Consider the following 18,667-nt stretch of genomic DNA (forward strand, 5'->3'; position numbering starts at 1 on the left):
GCCTTCACATGAACGGACAGCGTCCACATATGTAGACAGGAGGCAAGGCAGTGTCTGGACGGAACCCCACGGTCAGACGTGTTGCCACACTCGCGCTCACCGGCCTGCTCATGGGTTCGGTCGCCGCCTGCGGTGGCGACGCGGCCCCGGCCGCCAAGCAGGATCCGGGCTCCCAGCTCGAGATCTGGATCCGCAAGCCGCCAGGCTCCAACACCGAGAAGACCGCCAAGGAACTCGCCGCCAAGTTCACCGAGCGCTCCGGTGTCCCCACCCACGTCACCGCACTCTTCGACGACTTCGAGACGAAGCTGCAGCAGGCCGCCGCTCAGAAGCAGCTCCCCGACATCGTCATCAACGACAGCGCCCAGCTCGGCACGCTCGTCAAGCAGGGCATCGTGCGGGAGGTCGACCGCGCCGCCATCGACGGTCAGGACAAGCTCACCCCCGCGTCCTGGGACGCCGCGAAGGGCGCGGACGGCAAGTTCTACGGCGTGCCCAACAGCGCGCAGTCCTTCGCCCTGTTCATCCGCAAGGACTGGCGGGAGAAGGTCGGCCTGCCCGTGCCGAAGACCTGGGCCGAGCTCGACGCCCTGGCCGGCGCGTTCACCACCAGGGACCCCGACGGCAACGGCAAGGCCGACACCTACGGCTACACCGTGCCCGGTTCGACCAAGCGCGGCTACATGTCGTGGTACTTCACCAGCTTCCTGTGGGCCGCCGGCGGTGACTACTTCACCGGGCAGGCCGGGAAGTTCAAGCCTGCCATCGCCGACGACAGGTCCGTCGCCGCGGTCGAGTGGTTCAAGGCCCAGTTCTGCACGGCGAAGACCGTGGCGCCCGGCGCGGTGACGATGGAGACCACCCAGGCGCACCCCGTGTTCGAGACGGGCAAGGCCGGCATCTACTTCACCGGGCCCTACAACATGGGCCGCTTCGACAAGAACCTCGGGGCCGACAAGTACGAGGTGGTGCCCGCACCCGCCGGGCCCGGCGGCACGGCCGCGTCCCTGGCCGAGGGGGAGAACGTCTACCTGATGGCCGGCTCGAAGAACCAGGCCGGGCAGGAGAAGTTCGCCGAGTTCGCCATCTCGGTCGACGGCCAGACCATCGGCATGGCCGGCGACACCGACGGCAACATCGTCCGGCTCCCCGTCAACTCGCAGGTGACGCTGTCCTCGGTGCGCAAGGACACCCGCTGGGACGTGTTCGACAAGGTGTACAAGGAATCCGGCCGCTACACCCCGGTCGTGCCCGACTGGAACCCGTTCCGCCAGGCGTCCGCCGAGACCATCAACGCCGTCGTCGCCAACTGCGGCTCCGACCCCAAGCAGGAGCTGACGAAGCTCGCCGCGACGTTCCAGCAGGAGCTGACCAAGCAGGGCGTGGCGGGCTGATGACGCTCGTCGCGCAGACGCGGGTGGGTGCGCGCGGCGCACCCACCCCCGCGCCGTCCAGCAAACGGCGCCGGCGCCGCTCCGGCCTCGTCGCGTGGGCGTTCCTCGCCCCGGCCCTGATCCTGTTCACCCTGTTCAAGTTCGTGCCGATGGCCCGCGCGATCGGGATGAGCTTCCACGAGGTCCGGCCGTATCTCGGCGACCGGTGGGTCGGCGCCGACAACTACCGCGAGGTCGTCACCAACGACGCGTTCCTGTCCGCGATCGGGCACACCGTCGTGCTCGCCGTCGGCCAGACCGCCGGCTCGATCGTCCTCGGCCTGATCCTCGCCCTGCTGGTCGAGGGGCAGGCCAAGAGCCTCTGGTTCGTGCGGACCGCGGTGTTCCTGCCGACCGTCGCCGCGATGGCCGTCGTCGCCGAGGTGTGGCGGATCCTGTACTACCCGGCTCCGGACGGCGCGATCAACAGCGTCCTGGGCTGGGTGGGGGTCGGCCCGTCGCAGTTCCTCAACTCGCAGGACACGTCGCTGTGGTCGGTCATGGCCGTCGGCATCTGGCGGGGCGCGCCCTACGACATGATGATCTTCATCGCGGGGCTGGCCGGTGTCGACCGGACCCTGTACGAGGCGTCCTCGGTGGACGGTGCGAGTGCCTGGCGCCGGCTGTGGCACGTCACCCTGCCGTCGCTGCGGGCCGTCTTCGCGATCCTGTTCACCCTCGCCGCCATCCGCGGGATGCGGGTCTTCACCGAGATCTTCCTGCTCACCAACGGCGGCCCCAACGGATCCACCGAGGTGCTCATGACCCTCATCTACAAGCTCGGCCTGGAGCGCAACGAGCTCGGCGTCGCCGCCGCCGGCTCCGTGGTGCTGCTGCTGTCCACCGTGGTCCTCACCCTCGCGGTGCAGACCGCCCGGGCCCGCCGGGCGCAGCGATGAGACACGACACCGCCCTCGGGTTCACCGAACTCAAAGGCCCGCTCGCGCGCACCGTGCGGTTCGTGGTGTACACCGCGCTCGTCCTCGTGTTCGCCGGGCCGCTGCTCGCCCTGCTCGTCAGCGCGTTCAGCCCCGTGCACGACCCGACCAGCCTCACCCTGCTGCCGAGCCGGCTGACCCTGGACAACTTCCGCGCCGCGATCCGCCGCGACGTGCTCACGTACCTGCTCAACTCGTTCATCGTCGTCGGCGGTGGCCTGCTGCTGCAGGTGCTGGTCAGCGTGTCCGCCGCCTACGCCCTGGCCCGCAAGCAGTTCCCCGGCGCCCGGCTGGTGTTCCTGTTGATCCTGTCCACGATGATGCTGCCCGAGGAGATCCTCGCGATCCCGCTGTCGCTGGTCCTGGCCGACGTCCCGGTCGTCCACGTCAACCTCGTCGGCTCCCTCGTCGGCATGATCGTCCCGGTCGGCGCCTGGGCGTTCTCGATCCTGGTCATGTCGGAGTTCATGCGCGAGATCCCCATGGAACTGGAGGAGGCCGCCCGCCTCGACGGCGCCGGCGACCTGCGCATCTTCTGGTCCGTGGTGCTGCCGCTGTGCCGGCCGGCGCTCGGCGTCATCGGCATCTTCGGCTTCACGATGATCTGGGACCAGTACATGCTGCCGCTGCTCGTCGCGCAGGACGCCGCCCAGTTCACCCTGCCCCTCGCGCTGCGCAGCCTGCGCAGCGACGAGCAGGTCGGCGTCGGGGTCCTGCTCGCCGCGTCGCTGCTGGCCCTGCTGCCGTCGGTGCTCGCGTTCCTGGCGTTCCAGCGCCAGTTCATGCGCGGACTCACGTCCGGTGCTGTCAAAGGATGAAAGGACCCTCGCTCATGCGCCTCCAAGGCCTGCTGTCGTTCCCGCTGACCCCGTTCACCGAGGACGGCAAGGTGAACCTCGCCGTGTTCGCCGAGCACGTCGAGCAGCAGGTGGCCGCCGGTCCGAGCGCCCTGTTCGTCGCCTGCGGCACCGGCGAGTTCACCAGCCTGTCCCTGCAGGAGTACCGCGACGTCGTGACCACCGCCGCGCAGGTCACCGCCGGCCGGGTGCCGGTGTTCGCCGGCACCGGCGGCGGCGCGCAGATGGCCCGCGACTTCGCCGCCGCGGCCGCCGAGTCCGGCGCCGACGGGCTGCTGCTCCTGCCGCCGTACCTGGTGAGCTCCACGCCGGCGGGGCTGGTGGAGCACGTCCGGTTCGTGGCCGAGAGCACCCCGCTGCCGATCACCGTCTACCAGCGGGCCAACGCGGTGCTCGACCAGGCCGCCGCGGTCGCGCTGCTCGACCTGCCGACGGTCGCCGGGATCAAGGACGGCCGGGGCGACGTCAGCGCGATGCTCGGCCTCGTCACCGCGATCCGGACCAGCGGCCACCCGCGGGCCGCCTCGTTCGGGTTCCTCAACGGGCTGCCGACCGCGGAGTTGTCCGTGCAGGCGTACCGGTCGATCGGTGTGGAGAGTTACTCCTCGGCCGTGCTGTGCTTCGCCCCGGACATCGCCACCGCTTTCTACGAGGCGGTCCGCGCCGGCGACGCGAACGCCGTGCAGACCCTGCTCGCCACGTTCTACCTGCCGTTCGTGGCGTTGCGCGACCAGGTGCCCGGCTACGCCGTCGCGCTGGTCAAGGCCGGCGCGCGACTCGAGGGCCTGGACATGGGCCCGGTCCGGCCGCCGCTGGTGGACGCCAGCGCGGCCCACGTGGAGCGGCTCGCCGCGATCCTCGCCGCGGGCCGGGCGGCGCTGCGGGACCTGCGGGCGGCGGCGTGAGGATCGTCGCGGCGGTGGTGACGCCGGTCGCGTTCCCGGATCCGCCGCTGCTCAACTCCGCCGGCGTGCACGAACCGTGGGCGCTGCGCACGATCGTCGAGCTGGACTGCGGCGACGGACTCGTCGGCCTGGGGGAGACCTTCGGCGACGCGCCGCACCTGGACCAGGTCCGCCGGGCCGCGGCCGCCCTGGTCGGCGCCGACCCGTTCGACCTCGCCGCGGTGCGCCGCGCGGTCGGCGGCGACCGCGCCCCACGCGCCGACGGCCAGGATCCGGTGGCGAGGGTGTTCGCGCCGTTCGAGGTCGCGTGCCTGGACATCCAGGCACGCGCCGCCGGGCAGCCGGTGCACGCCCTGCTCGGCGGGAAGGTCCGCGACCGGGTCGAGTTCTGCGCCTACCTGTTCTACAAGTGGGCAGCGCATCCCGGCGGTGACCCGGACGGCTTCGGGGCGGCGCTCGACCCGGACGGTCTCGTCGCGCAGGCGCGGCTGTTCGTGGACCGGCACGGCTTCGGCTCCATCAAGCTCAAGGGCGGCGTGTTCGAGCCCGCCGCCGAGGTCGAGGCGATCCAGGCGCTGCGGGCCGCGTTCCCCGACCACCCGCTGCGCCTCGACCCGAACTGCGCCTGGACCACCGGCACGTCGGCGAAGGTCGCCGCGGCCACCGCAGATCTCCTGGAGTACCTCGAGGACCCGACGCCGGGCATCGAGGGCATGGCCGAGGTCGCCCGCGCCGCGCGGATGCCCCTTGCCACCAACATGTGCGTCGTGCGGACCGGGCACCTGCGGCCGGCGTTCACGCAGGGCGCGGTCGGCGTGGTCCTCGCCGACCACCACTACTGGGGCGGGCTGCGCGCCTGCGCCGACCTGGCCGCGGTCTGCCGGGCCTGGGGCGTCGGCGTCTCCATGCACTCCAACAGCCACCTCGGCATCAGCCTCGCCGCCATGGTCCAGCTCGGCGCGGCGCTGCCGGAGCTCACCTACGCCGCCGACACCCACACCCCGTGGCAGGACGGCGTCGACGTGGTCACCGCCCCACTGTCCATCGTGGACGGCGCCGTCGCGGTGCCGGACTCGCCGGGTCTGGGGGTGGAACTCGACCGGGACCGGCTCGGCCGGCTGCACGAGCACTACGAGCGCTGCGGGATCCGGGTCCGCGACGACACCGCCTACATGCGCACCGTGGATCCGTCGTTCCGGAAACTGCGGCCACGATGGTGACCCTGACCGGCCACGCCTACTGCTGGGACGTGCTCGGCGACCCGGCGTTTCCCGACCGGGCCGCCGGACTCGGCCTCGACACCGTTGCCCTTGCCGCGGCCTATCACAGTGTCCGCGCCGCCACCCCGCTGCACCCGCGGCACCGGGTCGTCGAGGCGTCGCACTCGGCGCTGTACCGGCCGGTGCGGGACGCGGTCTGGCGCGGCCGGCGACTCACACCGGTCGCGCCCGGCTGGGTCGGGGCGCCGGACCCGGTGAGCACCGCCGCCGCGGCCCTGCGTTCCCGTGGCCTCGGGGTGACGGCGTGGGTGGTCCTGACCCACAACACCCGCCTCGGCACCGCGTTTCCGGACGTGACGGTCGTCAACTGCTTCGGCGACCGGTACCCGTACGCGCTGTGTCCATCGTGGACGGAGGTGCGCGACTACGCGGCGCTGCTCACCGCCGAGGCGGTCCGGGACGTGGCGCTCGACGGGGTGTCGCTCGAGTCGTGCGGGCAGATGGGGGTCGCGCATGCCGGGCACCACGACAAGACCGCCGGCGCCTGGGATCCGGATGAACAGCGGCGGCTGTCGGTCTGCTGCTGCCCCGCGTGCCGGCGCGCGTGGGCGGCCGAGGGGGCCGACCCTGACCGGATCGCCGACCAGCTCCGGCATGCGCCGTTGCGGCCCGATGACGCGGCGGTCGTCCTCGGCGTCCGGCTGCGGGCCGCCGCCGCGCTGCGGGAGCAGTGCACCACTGCCGCGGACGGGATCCCGGTGCTGCTGCACGCCTCGCCGGACCCGTGGGCCACCGGTCCTTCCCCCGGCCACGCCGCCACGGGCCGGCTGCTGCTGAACGCCTGGGCCGGCCTGCCCGCCACGGTCGCGGAGGCCGCGGCGACCGCGACGGTCCATGCCTACGTGACCGCGCTGAGCGACCTCGACCTGCCGGCACACGTCCGGGCCCTGGTCGCGGCCGGCGCGACCGGCATCAACCTCTATCACCTCGGGCTCGCCTCCGAAACCGCGTGGCGGACCCTGCACGCCACCGCCGAGACGCTGGAGCAACCGTGAACCACACCTGGGACCCCGACCGGCGCCGCGCCGCGCTGCACGCCCTCGCCGACGCCCTGACCGGCGCCCGCGACCGGATCCTGCCGGTCACCGCCGCCGAGACCGGCCTCGCCGAGGCCCGGCTCACCGCCGAACTGGAGCGGACCACCGGCCAGCTACGGCTGCTCGCAGACCGCATCGCCACCGCCGGCGCCGCGGTCGTCGCGCCCGCCGCCGCGGCCGGCGGCGCGGACGTCGTGCTGGTCCGGGTGCCGATCGGGCCGGTCGCGGTGTTCGCCGCGTCGAACTTCCCCCTCGCCTTCGGGGTGCTCGGCGGCGACACCGCCGCCGCCCTCGCGGCCGGCTGCCCCGTCGTCGTCAAGGCACACCCGGCCCAGCCGCGCACCGCCGATCTGCTCGCCGGCCTCGCCGCCGCGGTCCTGCCCGAGGGCGTGTTCCGGCTCGTCCACGGCGGCGTCGACGCCTCGCTCGCGCTGGTGCGCGACCCGGCGATCCGGGCGGTCGCCTTCACCGGATCCCCGACCGGCGGGCGGGCGCTCATGGACGCCGCCGCCGCCCGTCCCGACCCGATTCCCGTGTTCGCGGAGATGGGCTCGCTGAACCCGGTCTTCGTCCTGCCGTCGGCGCTGCCGAACCCCAAATGGCCGGGCGCGCTCGCCGCCGCCGTCACCGGCTCGGCCGGGCAGTTGTGCACCAAGCCCGGGCTCGTCGTCGTGCCGCCGGCCGCCGACGGCTTCGTCGCGGCGTTCGGCGCCGCGGTTGCCGCGGCCAGCCCGTTCGACCGGATGCTGACCCCCGCGATGGCCGACGCCCACGCGCGGTGGCGGACCCGCGCCGCCGGCCTCGGGGCCGTGACCGGCGGCGCGTCACCCCGGCACGCGTTCACCGTCGAGGTCGGCGCGGTCGCCGGTGAACTGCTCGAAGAGCACTTCGGTCCGGCCGCCGTCGTCGTGCGCACCCCCGTCGAACGCTACGGCGAGATCGCCGCCGCCCTGCCCGGCTCGCTCACCGCGACCGTCCTCGCCGCACCCGACGACGAGCTGCTGCCCGGGCTGCTGGCCGACCTTGTGCCGCTCGCCGGCCGGATCGTCCTCAACGGCGTCCCTACCGGCGTGGCCGTCTGCGACGCGACGCACCACGGCGGGCCGTGGCCGGCGACCTCGAACCCGCTGCACACCTCGGTCGGCACCCGCGCCGTCGACCGTTTCCTGCGCCCGGTCGCCCTGCAGGGCTTCCCGCCCGAGCTGGCGGCCGCCGGTCAGGTCTCCAGGACGTTCATGTAGACGGCGTTCAGGATCCGCCACCCGTCCGCGGTCCTGATGAGGTGCAGGTACTCGCGGTAGACCGGGCTGTGCACGGTGACCGTGGCGATCTCGTGGTAGATCTCGTTGACCGTGACGTCGAACGTGAAGCCGGCCGGTTTCCGCGCCACCCCTTCGCCTTCCCGCGTCCAGCCGATCATGTCCGCGGCGCCCATCGACTCCGTGGCGAGCTGCCCGGCCGGGTCGGTCCTGACCCCGGTCTTCGCCAGCGCCGGGTGCAGGGCGCGCTCCATCCGGCCGGCGTCGCCGTCGAACCAGCCCTCGAAGTAGTCCGTCACCGTTGCGACCACGGCGGCCGTGTCGTCCATGTCCGCTCCTCCCTCATGGTTTCGTCGTCATCGTGGCTTCACGGATCGCACCGGCACGGTGCCGGCGGACAGCGCGCGGATCCGGGTGAGCAGGGCGACGACCAGCGGTGCCGTCTGGAAGTCCCACGATCCGCCGTCCCAGTAGTGGGAGCGCTGCTGGAAGAACAGGCACGCCCGCAGCACGTCGACGTCGCCGGGGAGCTCGCCGGTGCGCTCCCAGTGGCGCTGGACCGGGACCGCCAGTTCGGCCAGTCCCGCCGACCCGCCATGCAGGTCGTAGCCGTTGTACGTGTGCGCGAACGTCACCAGTTCCGGGAAGCCGGCCTGCTCGTCGGGCACGCGCACCGACGCCGCACCGGCAACCGCGTGCAACCGCACCTCCTGCGCGGTGACCTCGTGCCGCTCGGCGAACACGTCGACCAGCAGCCGGGTGCCGGGCCCGTCGGGTTCGAGCCGGAACTCGAAGCGGCCGTGCAGCCCCGGCACCGGGAACACCATCCGCGGCTCGTCGAGCTCCAGCAGCACGTCGAGCTCGGGCAGTCGCAGCGCGTGCTCGTCGACCAGGTGTCCCGCCCGGGCCCGGATGACGGCGTGGAGATACACCTGGATGCGGCGCAGTGTCTCGGCCGGCACGTCGGCCCGCCGGGGCGGTTCGAGGGCGCCGAGCAGGTGCGCGTGGTTGCCGCGCCGGGCCAGGTCGACCGGGCGCTCGCCGGCGGCGGTGCGCAGCCCGCGCCAGGCGCCGAGCCCGACGAGCCGCTCCACGACCGCCACGGCCGCGCCCGCGTGCGCCGCCTGGTGCAGCGGTGCGAACCAGGACGCGCCGCCGGGCCGGACCGCGTTGACCAGGCCGGGCTCGGCGTCGAGGACCGCGAACACTCCCGGCCAGTCGTACCGTTTCGCGCAGTCGGCCAGCCGCTGCCGCACCAGCACCTGCGGCGACGTCGGCGACGTCAAGCGAGTCGTGCCGTCCCACGTCTGCTCGGCCATTGACGCATCATGCCGCACCCGGCGGGCGATCTGCCGGCGGCCGGTCACCGGTGAACCTGTGATGGCGGCACGGTTGAACGTGCCGCACCCGGCATTGCCAGCCGTCAGGGGTGGCGGGACCCTGGGCCGGTGGTGTGGATGGTGCGGAACAGGACCACGACCATCAACGACGACCCGAAGGTGCTGCTGCGGGTCCGCCTCGACCCCGCCGCCGGTGGCGACGCCGTCACCGTGGAAGCGACCCGGATCGTGTCGCGGCTCATGACTCCCCGGCCGGGTGAGCGGTACGCCGCCTATTACGACCCGGCCGACCACCGCCGGTTCCTGCTCGTGGCGGTGCTCCCGGCAGCGCCCTGAAAAGTGTTATCCGGCTGGTGGGTTCCCGGTCTGGAGTACCCGTAGGGGCCGCCCGGTGGGCGGCCGGGACGAGGTGCGAGCGCGGGAGCGGGCAGTGAGTGCACCGGAACGACGGGATGACGAGCTCGTGGCGGCGGTCCGCGCCGGCGAGCGGGGCGCGATGCGCGTGCTGGCCACGCGGTATCTGCCGCTGGTGTACACGGTGGTGGGCCGGGCCGCGGAGCCTGGACTGGACGTCGACGGCATCGTCCGGGAGACCATGGCCGGACTGGTGGCCGGGCTGTCGACGCTGCGCGAGCCGACGCGGTTGCGCGCCTGGGTGGTCACGATCGCCATGCGGCACCTCGCCGACGCCCGCCGGCAGCGGCTGACCCCGGGTGACCGGCTCACCGATCCGGCCGCCGCCTTCGCCGGGCTCGTCCTGCTGCGGCAGGCGCTGACCCGCGAGCAGCGGGAGGTGGCGGAGGCGACCCGGTGGCTGGATCCGTCGTACCGGGACCTGTTGTCGCTGTGGTGGCTGGAGGTCGGCGGGCACCTGAGCCGGTTCGACGTGGCCGCCGCGGTCGCGCTGCCGGTGCCGCACGTGGCGGTCCGCGTGCAGCGCATGCGCGAACAGCTGGACACGGCTCGGCGGGTGGTCGGTGTGCTGCGCAGCCGACCGGTCTGCGACGAGCTGCCGGCCCTGGTGGCGAGCTGGGACGGGCAGCCGGATCCGTTGTGGAGCAAGCGGATCGGCCGGCACCTGCAGGGCTGCCACGGCTGCGCCGAGCGGGTCGGCGGCCGGCTGGTCCCACCGGAGCGCCTGCTCGCGGGCCTGCCGCCGCTCGTCCCGCCGGCGCCGAGGGCTTCCGCCGGCTGATCGACGGCGCGCACCGGCTCGGCGCCCGCATCATGCCGATGTTCGGCGCCAACGTGGCCGCCCGGGACCTGCCCGGCTTCGAGACCTGGGCGGCGCCCGGGCAGCTGCTCAACCCCAGCGGGCACACCCCGATCGGCTCGGTCGACTGGGACGCGTCGCGCCACTTCGACCATAGCTGGGGCGCCCTGATCAACCCGTCGTACGAGCCGTGGCGCCGGCACCTCGCGGAGCAGATCGTGCGGCTGCACCACGAGTACGGCTTCGACGCGGCGTTCCTGGACATCTCCGCGATGTACAACAACGACCCGCGCGGCAGCACCACGGCCGGCCTGCAGGCCCTCGTCGACCTGCTCCGCGAGGGCAACCCCGACCTGCTCATCGCCGGTGAGGCCTGGTTCGACGGGATCGGCGGCATCATCCCGCTCGTGCAGGCTGGCCACCGCGACACCGTGCCGACCCATCACGACCAGCCGGACCAGGCCCTGTTCGCCGGCACCAACCGGTCGTTCGGCCACGTCTGCCTCGGCGACCCCGCGCACGGCTCGACCGGCGTGCACGAGGCCGGCTACAACGCGCACTGGCGGCTGCCGGTCCGCGAGGGTGTCATCCCGACGCTCACCGTCGTCGACGACACCCTCACCGCGGCGCCCGACCGGGTCGCCCTGATCGTCCAGGACGCCCAGGAGTACGCGGCCAAGTACCTCAGCTGACCGCCCGGTGATCGGGACGGCCGCCGTGGGCCTGAGCAACCTGCGGCGGGCGTCCGCCATGACGGCCGCCGTGGGCCCGAGCAACCCGCGGCGGCCGTCCGCCGTTCAGGCCGGCCCACCACCGGCGCAGCACCGACCGGGGCAGCAGGACCGCCCTGATCCGGGTGGCGGTGGACGCGTGCCCGGCGAGGTCCTTGCGGATCGCCCCCAGCGCACTGCGCAGCTCCCGGGCGGCAAGTGGCCGGCGGGCGTACCGGGCGTGCTCCTCGACCTCGTTGAGCAGCCGGACGCCGGCGCGGGCCCGATCGTGCAGGCGCCCCTCGACGACGAGCCGCTCGACGGTCGCCCGCGGCGTCTCGGTGCCGTGGACGGGCAGCCGGTAGTCGAGCATGGTGTCGATCAGCTCGTCCCAGGCGTGGTGGGCGTGCGATCTCGCGGAGTCCTCCGTGGTCCCGGTGGACGCGCGCGCCATGCGGCCGCGGCGGACCCGGCGGCGGGCCGCGGCAGGGGAGAGCAGGAGCAGCAGGACAAGGGCCCACGGACCGCCCCGCACCAGCAGCAGCTCCACTGTGGACTGTCCAGTCCGGTCGCCGGACCCGCCGGGGTCGGCCACCGCCGGGGTCGTGGGTCCCGGGGCCGGCCCGGCGGTCGTCCCGGTCGGGCCGGGCACGGGGCCGCCCCGCGGCTGGTCGTCGGGCTCCCTGCTGGCGGCGGTGTTGGGCACGTAGCTGGTGTCCGCCGAGCCGCCGATCGCCGACGGCGGGGTCGCGTCGAACGGCAGCCAGCCGAAGCCGGGGAAGTACACCTCGGTCCAGGCGTGCAGGTCCCGGTTGGTCATGGTCCTCGTCCCGTCGCGGGTGGCGCCGCGGGCGAAGCCGATCGCGACCCGGGACGGGATCCCCGCCTCGCGCAGCAGCCAGCCGAATGCCGCGGCGTACTGGACGCAGAACCCGTGCCTGGTGCGCAGGAAGGCGGCGATGTCGGTGTCGGGGCCGACGCCGGTGTCGTAGCGGAAGTTGTTCGCCGCGGAGAAGAACGCGCGGATCGCCGCGACCTTGTCGAACTGGGTCACCTTGCCCCGCACCAGTTCCTCCACGGTGGACCGCACGAGCGCGTTCGGCGGCGCGGCGAGCATGTCCTTGAGCGCCGGGTCGGTGGGGTCCAGCGGGGCCGCGCCGCGCAGGTCGCCGGGTGTGATGTCGGGCCGGGCGTAGGTCAATGAGTAGCGCCTGCCCGCCGCGGTCTGCCGCCGCGACGACACGACCGTGGTCCGGGGGTCGAACGTCCAGCTCGGGTCGACGCCGTCGATCCGGGTCGGCCACGCGTAGATCGGCAGGTAGCCGTCGCCGAGCCCGGCGGCGACCTCGATGTCGGCCCGAAACGTGGTGCTCGTGACCGCGCCGTCCCACGGCGGCCGGTCGAAGCCGTCGACGACCGGCCTGCCGGTGCCGGCCGGCCGCTCGGTGAAGCCCCGCTCGGTCAGCCGGTCGAGGATGTTGAGGCGCAGGTAGTAGGGGTCGGGTTCGGTCGCGTTCGTCACCGTGACCATGGGGACCGTCGCGCCCTGGTGCAGCCGGCCGGCGAACTCGGCGAGCATGCTCACCGACCGGCTCTCCTCCGGGGCGCCCCAGCCGCCGGACCGGTCCAGGGCGCCGCCCGGCATGGTGAACGGCACGAGCGGCACGAGGATCGCCAGGCCGACGCCGAGGGCGCCGAGTCGCTGGCCGGCGGCGGTGAGCGGCGACGGCAGCCACGGGTCGAGATCGCGCCCGTCGCCGCTGAACCGCCGGCCGAAGCGGCGGACCCGGTCGACGCTGTCGGCGACCAGCAGCCACAGGAAGCCCACCGCACCCAGGACGAACGGCCACCAACTGGTGCTGCCGTCGGTCACGGCGACCGGCACCGAGTACACCGCGAGCATCGGCAGGCCGGCGAGCGCGGGCCGGCGCAGCACGACCGTGAGCAGGTCGACGAGCCAGGCGACGGCGGCGACGCCGAGCACGGCCACGAACAGGAGGCTCTCCCGGTCGCTGACGGGTGCCGCGAACCTGCGCATCTCGTCGGCGGCGGTGCGCACCAGGGCGCCGAAGTGGGCGAAGGTGCCCGGTGCGGGGATGACGCCGCCGTACTCGCGGCCGCTGGGGAACAGCCAGGTCAGGACCAGCAGCCCGGCGAGCGCCATGGTCGCGCCCGGCGCCCAGCGCGGTGTGCGCCCACCGCGCAGCAGCAGGGCCGCGCCGCACATGGCCGCCACCACCAGCACCGCCCGCACCGCCCAGGTGACGTGGTCGAACATGGTGGTCACCGGCAGCGCGGCCAGCAGCGCCGACCCGGCGGCCACCAGTGTGAGACGCCTGTCCTGGCTCATCCGGCCCCCGTTGTTCGGCGCTGTCACGGTGTTGGACTCCTCAATACGACGCCCGGTTGCCCGCCGGGGGTTGCCGGAGCCTCATCGCGAAATAGCAGTAGCGCCAATTGGTTTGTTGTGCAAACCTATTGGCATGACTTCCGATGCGGTTCCTGCCGGCGAACCCCACCGGCTCCTCGCGCAGAGACTGCGGTCCCGGTGACCGACGACGCCGGGACCCCGCACCCCGTCACCGGGCTCGACGACGTCGTGCACCAGCGGGTCAGGCTCGGCATCCTCACCATCGCGCACGAGGCCCGCCGGGTGGAGTTCGGCTTCCTGCGCACCCAGCTGGAACTGACCGCCGGCAACCTCTCCCAGCACCTCGGCGTGCTGGAGACCGCGGGTCTGGTCGAGGTCGAGAAGGGGTACGCCGGCAGGCGCGGCCGGACCTGGATCACCCTCACCCCGGCGGGCACCACCGCGCTCGCCGAGGAGATCGCGCGCCTCAAGCAACTCATCGCCCGGATCGAAACGCCCCAATGACACCAGGAGGCACCATGACCGCACCGCAGATCGACCGTGCCCGCCTGTCCCGCCGCGGCGTCATCACCGCGGCCCTCGCGGCCGGGCTCACCGTGCCGTTCGGGTTGCCCGGCCGGGCGGGGGCAACGGCCGCCGCCGGCCCGCCGCGGCCCGTCCTGCCCGCGCCGACCGGCCCGTTCCCGGTCGGCACGGTCCCGCTGCACCTCGTCGACCGGTCCCGGCCGGACCCCCTGACCGGCCCGCCGCACCACCGCGAGCTGATGGCAAGCGTCTGGTACCCCGCCCGCGACGCAGCCCGGCACCCGCGGGCGCAATGGCTGCCCGATGCGTCGCTGAACGCGCTGCTGACGCAGAACGGGTTTCCGCCCGACGTGGTGTCGACCCCGTTCACGGCCGGCCGCCTGGGCGCCCCGGTGCGGCGGTCGGGCGAGCGGCTGCCGGTCGTGGTGTTCTCGCACGGCGCGCACGGCCACCGCTTCGAGTACACGACCGTGGTGCAGGAGCTGGCCAGCCACGGTTACGCGGTGGTGACCGTGGACCACACCTACGACGCGTTCACCGGGTTCCCCGACGGCCGGATCCTCGAACCGCTGCGGGACGGTGACTTCTTCCTCGGCGCCCGCGACTTCGCCGACGACATCCCGTTCGTCCTGGACTGCATCGAGGACCTCGCCGCCGGGCGGAACCCCGACGCCGACCACCGGCCGCTGCCCGCCGGGCTGCGCGGCGCCCTCGACCCGCGCCGCATCGGCATGTTCGGCTGGTCGAAGGGCGCGACGGCCACCGCCTGGACCATGCTGGCGGACCGGCGGGTCCGCGCCGGGCTGGCCATCGACGCCCCGATGGAGCCGCGCGTCGAGGCCGATCTCGACCGGCCCTTCATGCTGATGACCGCCGAGTTCACCCGCGCCGAGGAGCCGGTGGCCCAGTGCTGGTCGCACCTGAAGGGGTGGCGGCTCAACATCCAGGCCGACGGGGCGAGCCACCGCTCGTACTGCGACTACGAGGTGTTGATGCCGCAGCTGGCGGCCGTGGTCGGGATGAGTGACGAGGAGCTGCTGGGCTGGATCGGCCCCCTCGATCCGTCCCGGGGGCTGCGCATCCAGCAGGCATACCCCCTCGCGTTCTTCGACCAGCACCTGCGCCACCGCCGCCAGCGCCTCCTCGACGGCCCGTCCCGGGCGTTCCCCGAGGTGCGCTTCATCCCGTAGGCGCAGCGTCGCGCTCCCTGACCACGCCGGGCGGGGAGCGCGACGCGGCCGCCGGTCAGACCAGGCCGAGCTCGCGGGCCCGCCGGACGGCCTCGCTGCGGCTCGTCACCTGCAGCTTGCGCAGCACGTCGCGGATGTGGGTGCGCACCGTGCCGACCGACACGTGCATCATCGCCGCGACCTCCTCCACCGGCGTCAGCGCCGCCAGGTGCCGCAGCACCTCCGCCTGCCGGGCGCTGAGCACGGGCACCGGCCCGGCCACCAGCGACCGGCCCGGATCCGCCACCGCGACACCCGGCAGCCGCAACAGCCGGCGCAGGGCGGCGTCCGACTCGTACACGGCGCGCGTGCCGCCGTCGTCGACCGTGAACTCGACCGCCGTCTGCAGCGCCTCCGCGGCCCGTGCGTGGTCGCCCTGGCGGGCCGTGGCCGCCGCGACCAGCAGCCAGGCGTCGACGAGGACCCCCACCGGCAGGCCGGGCTGCCGCAGCACCCGGTGCGCGCACTCGACCGCGTGCTGCGGGTCGCCGGCGGCGAGGAACGCGGCGCCGCGGACCACGTCGACCTCCGGCCGGTCATCGGCGTTGCCGCCGAGCCGGGTCAGGCCGTGGAACGCCTCCTCGTGCCGGCCCATCGCGACCAGGACCCGCAGCTCGGCGAGGTCGAGCTCGTCCCGCACCCACCTGCGGGCCGGCGCCGCGACCGGTGTGCCACGCAGCACCGACAACGCGGCGGGCAGCTCACCACGGGCCCGCAGCAGCCGGGACCGCACGATGGCCAGGGTGGCCGCGTAGACGGTCTCCCGCGGCCCGGCGCCGGCCTCCAGCCCGGCCTCGGCGGTGTGCAGGTGGTGCCAGGCGGCGGCGGTGTCGTACCGTTCGACCGCCACCCAGGCGAGGGCGGCGTCGGCGACGTGCCGCGGCCCCCGGTTCAGCGCCTGGGTGCGCGCCACGACGTCGGACGCCCACTGCGCCGCGTCGTACGCCGCCCGCAACCGGCCCAGCAGCGCCTCGGTGAAGGCCAGGTGCTGGGTGCAGTACGCGAGCAGCCCGCCGCACCGTTCGCTGACCGCCGCCCGGATCGCCGCGGCGTATCCGTCGGCGGCCTGGGCGAGCCGCCCCGCCCGCAGGTGCGCGGTCGCGACCCCGGACAGCACGAACACCGACAGCTCGGGCCGGGCCGCGACCCGGCCGGGGTCGACCTGGGGCAGCAGCTGCATCGCCGTCTGCGTGACCGCCTGGAGCAGCTCGGCGTCGCCCGTCTCGTAGGCGACCGTCTGCCGCACGAGGCAGGCCGCGAGCCGGCTCGGCAGTGCCGCGTCCGGGCCGGGCAGCCACGCGTCACCGGCCAGCAGCCGCTCCGCGCGGGCGACGTCGTCGTGACTGAGCGCGAGCGCGGCGGCGACCATCACGCCCTCTGAGGTCGCCGGTGTCGCCGGCATACCGGCGAGCAGGCCGGTGAGCAACCCGGTCGGGCCGTCCATGATGACCTCGGCGACGGCGAGGCCGTCGACGACGAACCGGGCCGCCGCGTCCCAGGCGCCCACCGCGGCGGCGTGCCCGACCGCCCCGGGCAGCTCGCCGTGCCCGGCGCACCACCGGGCCGCGACGAGCCGGGCCGAGCGCTCCTCCTCGGCCGGCAGCCGCAGCCGGTCGCGCAGCACCGCGCGGAACAGCGGGTGGAACCGGTGGGTGCCCCGCATCCCCGGCACGTCCTCCAGGAACGCGCCGGCCTCCTCCAGGTCGGCGAGCACGTCCCAGGCGCCACGGGTGCCGTGCGGGCCGCCGACGAGCGCCGCGAGCTCGGCGGTGAACGCGTCGAGCCGCCCGACCCCGGCCAGGAGCCGCCGTTGCGGCGGCGTCAGCCGGTCGAGGATCTCCCCGGTGAAGTAGTCGACGACGTAGTCGTGGCCGGCCAGCGCGGGCACGGTCACGCCGTCGCCGGCCCGCATCGCCATCGCGCACAGCCGCACCCCGGCGAGCCAGCCCAGGGTCTGCCGGGTGACCTCGTCGAGGGCGGCGTCGGTGAGGTCGACGCCGTAGAGGGCGAACAGCGCCCGCACCTCGGCGGGATGCAGCGCGAGGTCGGCCGCGGGCAGCTCACTGAGCTGGTCGGTCAGCCGGTAGCGGTGCAGCGGGAACCGCGGCCGGTGCCGGCCGATCAGCACGAGCCGCAGCCGGCCCTGCGCGTGCCGCAGCAGGAACTCGACCTCGTGCAGCTGCTCCGCGTCGAGCCAGCCCACATCGTCCAGGACCAGCACGATCGGGTCATGGTGCCGGGCCAGCACCGCCGCCAGCTCGATCACGGCCCCGTGGTCGCACCCCTCGGTCCAGTCCAGCAGCGCCGCGGGCAGCAGCGCGCCGGCCCGCCGCAGGGCGGCCAGCAGGTGCCGCCACATGCGCGCCGGCTGCCGCCGGTCGTCCTGGTCGAGGGTGAGCCAGGCGATCGCGTCCCAGCCGGGGCTGTCGTCGGCCCACGCCGCGATCAGCTGGCTCTTCCCGGACCCGGCCGGGCCGGTGACGACGGTGACCGGCCGGTCGGTCAGGCTCCACAGCGCGTCGATGAGCCGCTCCCGCCGCAGCCACCGCTCCACCGGCTCGGGCCGGGCGAGCTTCGCGGGCAGCAGCGCGGACGCGGCCGCCCGGTCCGGCGCGTCGCCAGTGACGCTTCTGATCGTGTCGATGGGTCCAGCATGGCAGCGCGACACCACTGGCGCCACGCGCGCCGTGGCGGGACGCCGCCACACCCGGGTGTCACACCGCTGAGGCTTGACCTTCCAGCTACTGGAACGGGTTGACTGGACGCATGACACCGGGCGTCACCATCGGGGAATTCTCGCGGCTGTGCCACCTCAGCGCCAAGACGCTGCGGTACTACCACGACATCGAGCTGCTGGTGCCGGCTGGCGTCGACGGCACCGGCTACCGGCGGTACGCGCCCGGTCAGGTCGACGACGCGCACCTCATCCGGCGCCTGCGCGACCTCGACATGCCGATCGCCGAGATCCGGGGCGTGCTCGCCGAGCCGGACCCGGCCGCGCGGCAGGACGCCCTGGCGCGGCACCTGGACCGGATGGAGGCCGAGCTCACCCGCACCCGGGACGTCGTGGCCTCGCTGCGGCGGCTGCTGGGGTCCGGGCCCGACCTGCCGGTGCGGTACCGCCGGGCGCCGGGGTCGCCGGTGCTGCGGATGTCGGCGCGGCTGGCCCGCACCGAGGTGACGGACTTCTGCCGGCGGGTCTACCCCGAGATGTACGCGATTCTCGGCGCCCTCGGCACCGACCCGGCGGGACCCGCCGGGGCGACCTACTCGGCGGAGTTCTTCGAGGGTGAGACCGGTGACGTCGTCGCCTTCGTGCCGGTGGCGGCGTCAGCGGTGCCCCCCGGCGACGACCGTTTCGACATCCTCCCGCCCACCCGGTACGCCATTGCCGTCCACAGTGGACCGTTCGGCGACTGTGACATCACCTACGGCCGGCTCGGCCTGCACGTGGCCGAGCACGACATCGCACTGCCCGACCCGATCGTCGAGCTCTACCTCGTCGGACCGGACGAGACCGACGACCCGGACCAGTTCCGCACCGAGATCTGCTGGCCCATCCAACCTTGA

The 18,667-nt window shown here is 74.1% G+C and carries 17 protein-coding genes; 13 read left to right on the forward strand and 4 right to left on the reverse strand.

Annotated elements, in window-relative coordinates; genetic code table 11:
• Positions 1-50: 50 nt before the first annotated feature.
• Genes ACFPIJ_RS07995 through ACFPIJ_RS08025 form a run of 7 tightly spaced genes read left to right on the forward strand, consistent with a single transcriptional unit; the run spans position 51 to position 7,691 of the window.
• Positions 51-1,394, forward strand: coding sequence for a sugar ABC transporter substrate-binding protein (locus ACFPIJ_RS07995; protein WP_380114003.1), 1,344 nt, complete (start codon positions 51-53; stop codon positions 1,392-1,394).
• On the forward strand, positions 1,394-2,332 hold the full coding sequence (locus ACFPIJ_RS08000) for a carbohydrate ABC transporter permease (protein ID WP_380114004.1): 939 nt from the start codon (positions 1,394-1,396) through the stop codon (positions 2,330-2,332). The genes ACFPIJ_RS07995 and ACFPIJ_RS08000 overlap by 1 nt, the downstream gene beginning before the upstream one ends.
• Positions 2,329-3,189 (forward strand): carbohydrate ABC transporter permease, encoded by an 861-nt coding sequence (locus ACFPIJ_RS08005; RefSeq protein ID WP_203850084.1) that lies wholly within the window; start codon positions 2,329-2,331, stop codon positions 3,187-3,189. Before ACFPIJ_RS08000 ends, ACFPIJ_RS08005 begins: the two co-directional genes overlap by 4 nt.
• Positions 3,190-3,203: 14 nt before the next feature.
• Positions 3,204-4,133: a 5-dehydro-4-deoxyglucarate dehydratase gene (locus ACFPIJ_RS08010; RefSeq protein WP_380114005.1), complete on the forward strand. Its 930-nt coding sequence runs from the start codon at positions 3,204-3,206 to the stop codon at positions 4,131-4,133.
• Positions 4,130-5,353 carry an enolase C-terminal domain-like protein gene (locus ACFPIJ_RS08015; RefSeq protein ID WP_380114006.1) on the forward strand — a complete coding sequence of 408 codons (1,224 nt, stop codon included), beginning with the start codon at positions 4,130-4,132 and terminating at the stop codon, positions 5,351-5,353. The genes ACFPIJ_RS08010 and ACFPIJ_RS08015 overlap by 4 nt, the downstream gene beginning before the upstream one ends.
• Positions 5,347-6,408 carry a hypothetical protein gene (locus ACFPIJ_RS08020; protein ID WP_380114008.1) on the forward strand — a complete coding sequence of 354 codons (1,062 nt, stop codon included), beginning with the start codon at positions 5,347-5,349 and terminating at the stop codon, positions 6,406-6,408. The genes ACFPIJ_RS08015 and ACFPIJ_RS08020 overlap by 7 nt, the downstream gene beginning before the upstream one ends.
• Positions 6,405-7,691 carry an aldehyde dehydrogenase family protein gene (locus ACFPIJ_RS08025; RefSeq protein ID WP_380114009.1) on the forward strand — a complete coding sequence of 429 codons (1,287 nt, stop codon included), beginning with the start codon at positions 6,405-6,407 and terminating at the stop codon, positions 7,689-7,691. Before ACFPIJ_RS08020 ends, ACFPIJ_RS08025 begins: the two co-directional genes overlap by 4 nt.
• Here ACFPIJ_RS08025 and ACFPIJ_RS08030 read toward each other — a convergent pair.
• Positions 7,667-8,038 carry a nuclear transport factor 2 family protein gene (locus ACFPIJ_RS08030; protein ID WP_380114010.1) on the reverse strand — a complete coding sequence of 124 codons (372 nt, stop codon included), beginning with the start codon at positions 8,036-8,038 and terminating at the stop codon, positions 7,667-7,669. The two genes, ACFPIJ_RS08025 and ACFPIJ_RS08030, sit on opposite strands and share 25 nt — an antisense overlap.
• Before the next feature lie 27 nt (positions 8,039-8,065).
• Entirely contained in the window at positions 8,066-9,028 is a 963-nt protein-coding gene (locus tag ACFPIJ_RS08035) for a hypothetical protein (protein WP_380114011.1), read from the reverse strand.
• A 138-nt stretch (positions 9,029-9,166) separates the two neighbouring features.
• On the opposite strand from ACFPIJ_RS08035, the gene ACFPIJ_RS08040 reads away from it, so the two are divergent.
• From ACFPIJ_RS08040 to ACFPIJ_RS08050, 3 genes are all read left to right on the forward strand, one after another.
• Positions 9,167-9,385, forward strand: coding sequence for a hypothetical protein (locus ACFPIJ_RS08040; protein ID WP_380114013.1), 219 nt, complete (start codon positions 9,167-9,169; stop codon positions 9,383-9,385).
• Positions 9,386-9,479: 94 nt separating this feature from the next.
• The gene (locus ACFPIJ_RS08045) at positions 9,480-10,244 is read left to right on the forward strand and encodes an RNA polymerase sigma factor (protein WP_380114014.1); all 765 of its coding nucleotides are present in this window, start codon (positions 9,480-9,482) and stop codon (positions 10,242-10,244) included.
• Between the two features lie 38 nt (positions 10,245-10,282).
• Positions 10,283-10,954 carry an alpha-amylase family protein gene (locus tag ACFPIJ_RS08050; protein WP_380114015.1) on the forward strand — a complete coding sequence of 224 codons (672 nt, stop codon included), beginning with the start codon at positions 10,283-10,285 and terminating at the stop codon, positions 10,952-10,954.
• Here the strand turns inward: ACFPIJ_RS08050 and ACFPIJ_RS08055 are convergent.
• Positions 10,947-13,322 carry a transglutaminase TgpA family protein gene (locus ACFPIJ_RS08055; protein ID WP_380114016.1) on the reverse strand — a complete coding sequence of 792 codons (2,376 nt, stop codon included), beginning with the start codon at positions 13,320-13,322 and terminating at the stop codon, positions 10,947-10,949. The two genes, ACFPIJ_RS08050 and ACFPIJ_RS08055, sit on opposite strands and share 8 nt — an antisense overlap.
• 198 nt (positions 13,323-13,520) lie before the next feature.
• On the opposite strand from ACFPIJ_RS08055, the gene ACFPIJ_RS08060 reads away from it, so the two are divergent.
• On the forward strand, positions 13,521-13,847 hold the full coding sequence (locus ACFPIJ_RS08060) for a transcriptional regulator (protein WP_380114017.1): 327 nt from the start codon (positions 13,521-13,523) through the stop codon (positions 13,845-13,847).
• 14 nt (positions 13,848-13,861) lie between these two features.
• Positions 13,862-15,058 carry an alpha/beta hydrolase family protein gene (locus ACFPIJ_RS08065; protein ID WP_380114018.1) on the forward strand — a complete coding sequence of 399 codons (1,197 nt, stop codon included), beginning with the start codon at positions 13,862-13,864 and terminating at the stop codon, positions 15,056-15,058.
• 55 nt (positions 15,059-15,113) lie between these two features.
• Here the strand turns inward: ACFPIJ_RS08065 and ACFPIJ_RS08070 are convergent, their stop codons facing one another.
• Positions 15,114-17,777, reverse strand: a complete 2,664-nt coding sequence (locus ACFPIJ_RS08070; RefSeq protein WP_380114019.1) for a winged helix-turn-helix domain-containing protein — start codon at positions 17,775-17,777, stop codon at positions 15,114-15,116.
• 86 nt (positions 17,778-17,863) lie between these two features.
• Here ACFPIJ_RS08070 and ACFPIJ_RS08075 point away from each other — a divergent pair, with 86 nt between their 5' ends.
• Positions 17,864-18,667, forward strand: coding sequence for a MerR family transcriptional regulator (locus ACFPIJ_RS08075; RefSeq protein ID WP_380114020.1), 804 nt, complete (start codon positions 17,864-17,866; stop codon positions 18,665-18,667).

This window comes from Dactylosporangium cerinum (genome assembly GCF_042653625.1).
Taxonomy (GTDB): Bacteria; Actinomycetota; Actinomycetes; order Mycobacteriales; family Micromonosporaceae; genus Dactylosporangium; species Dactylosporangium cerinum.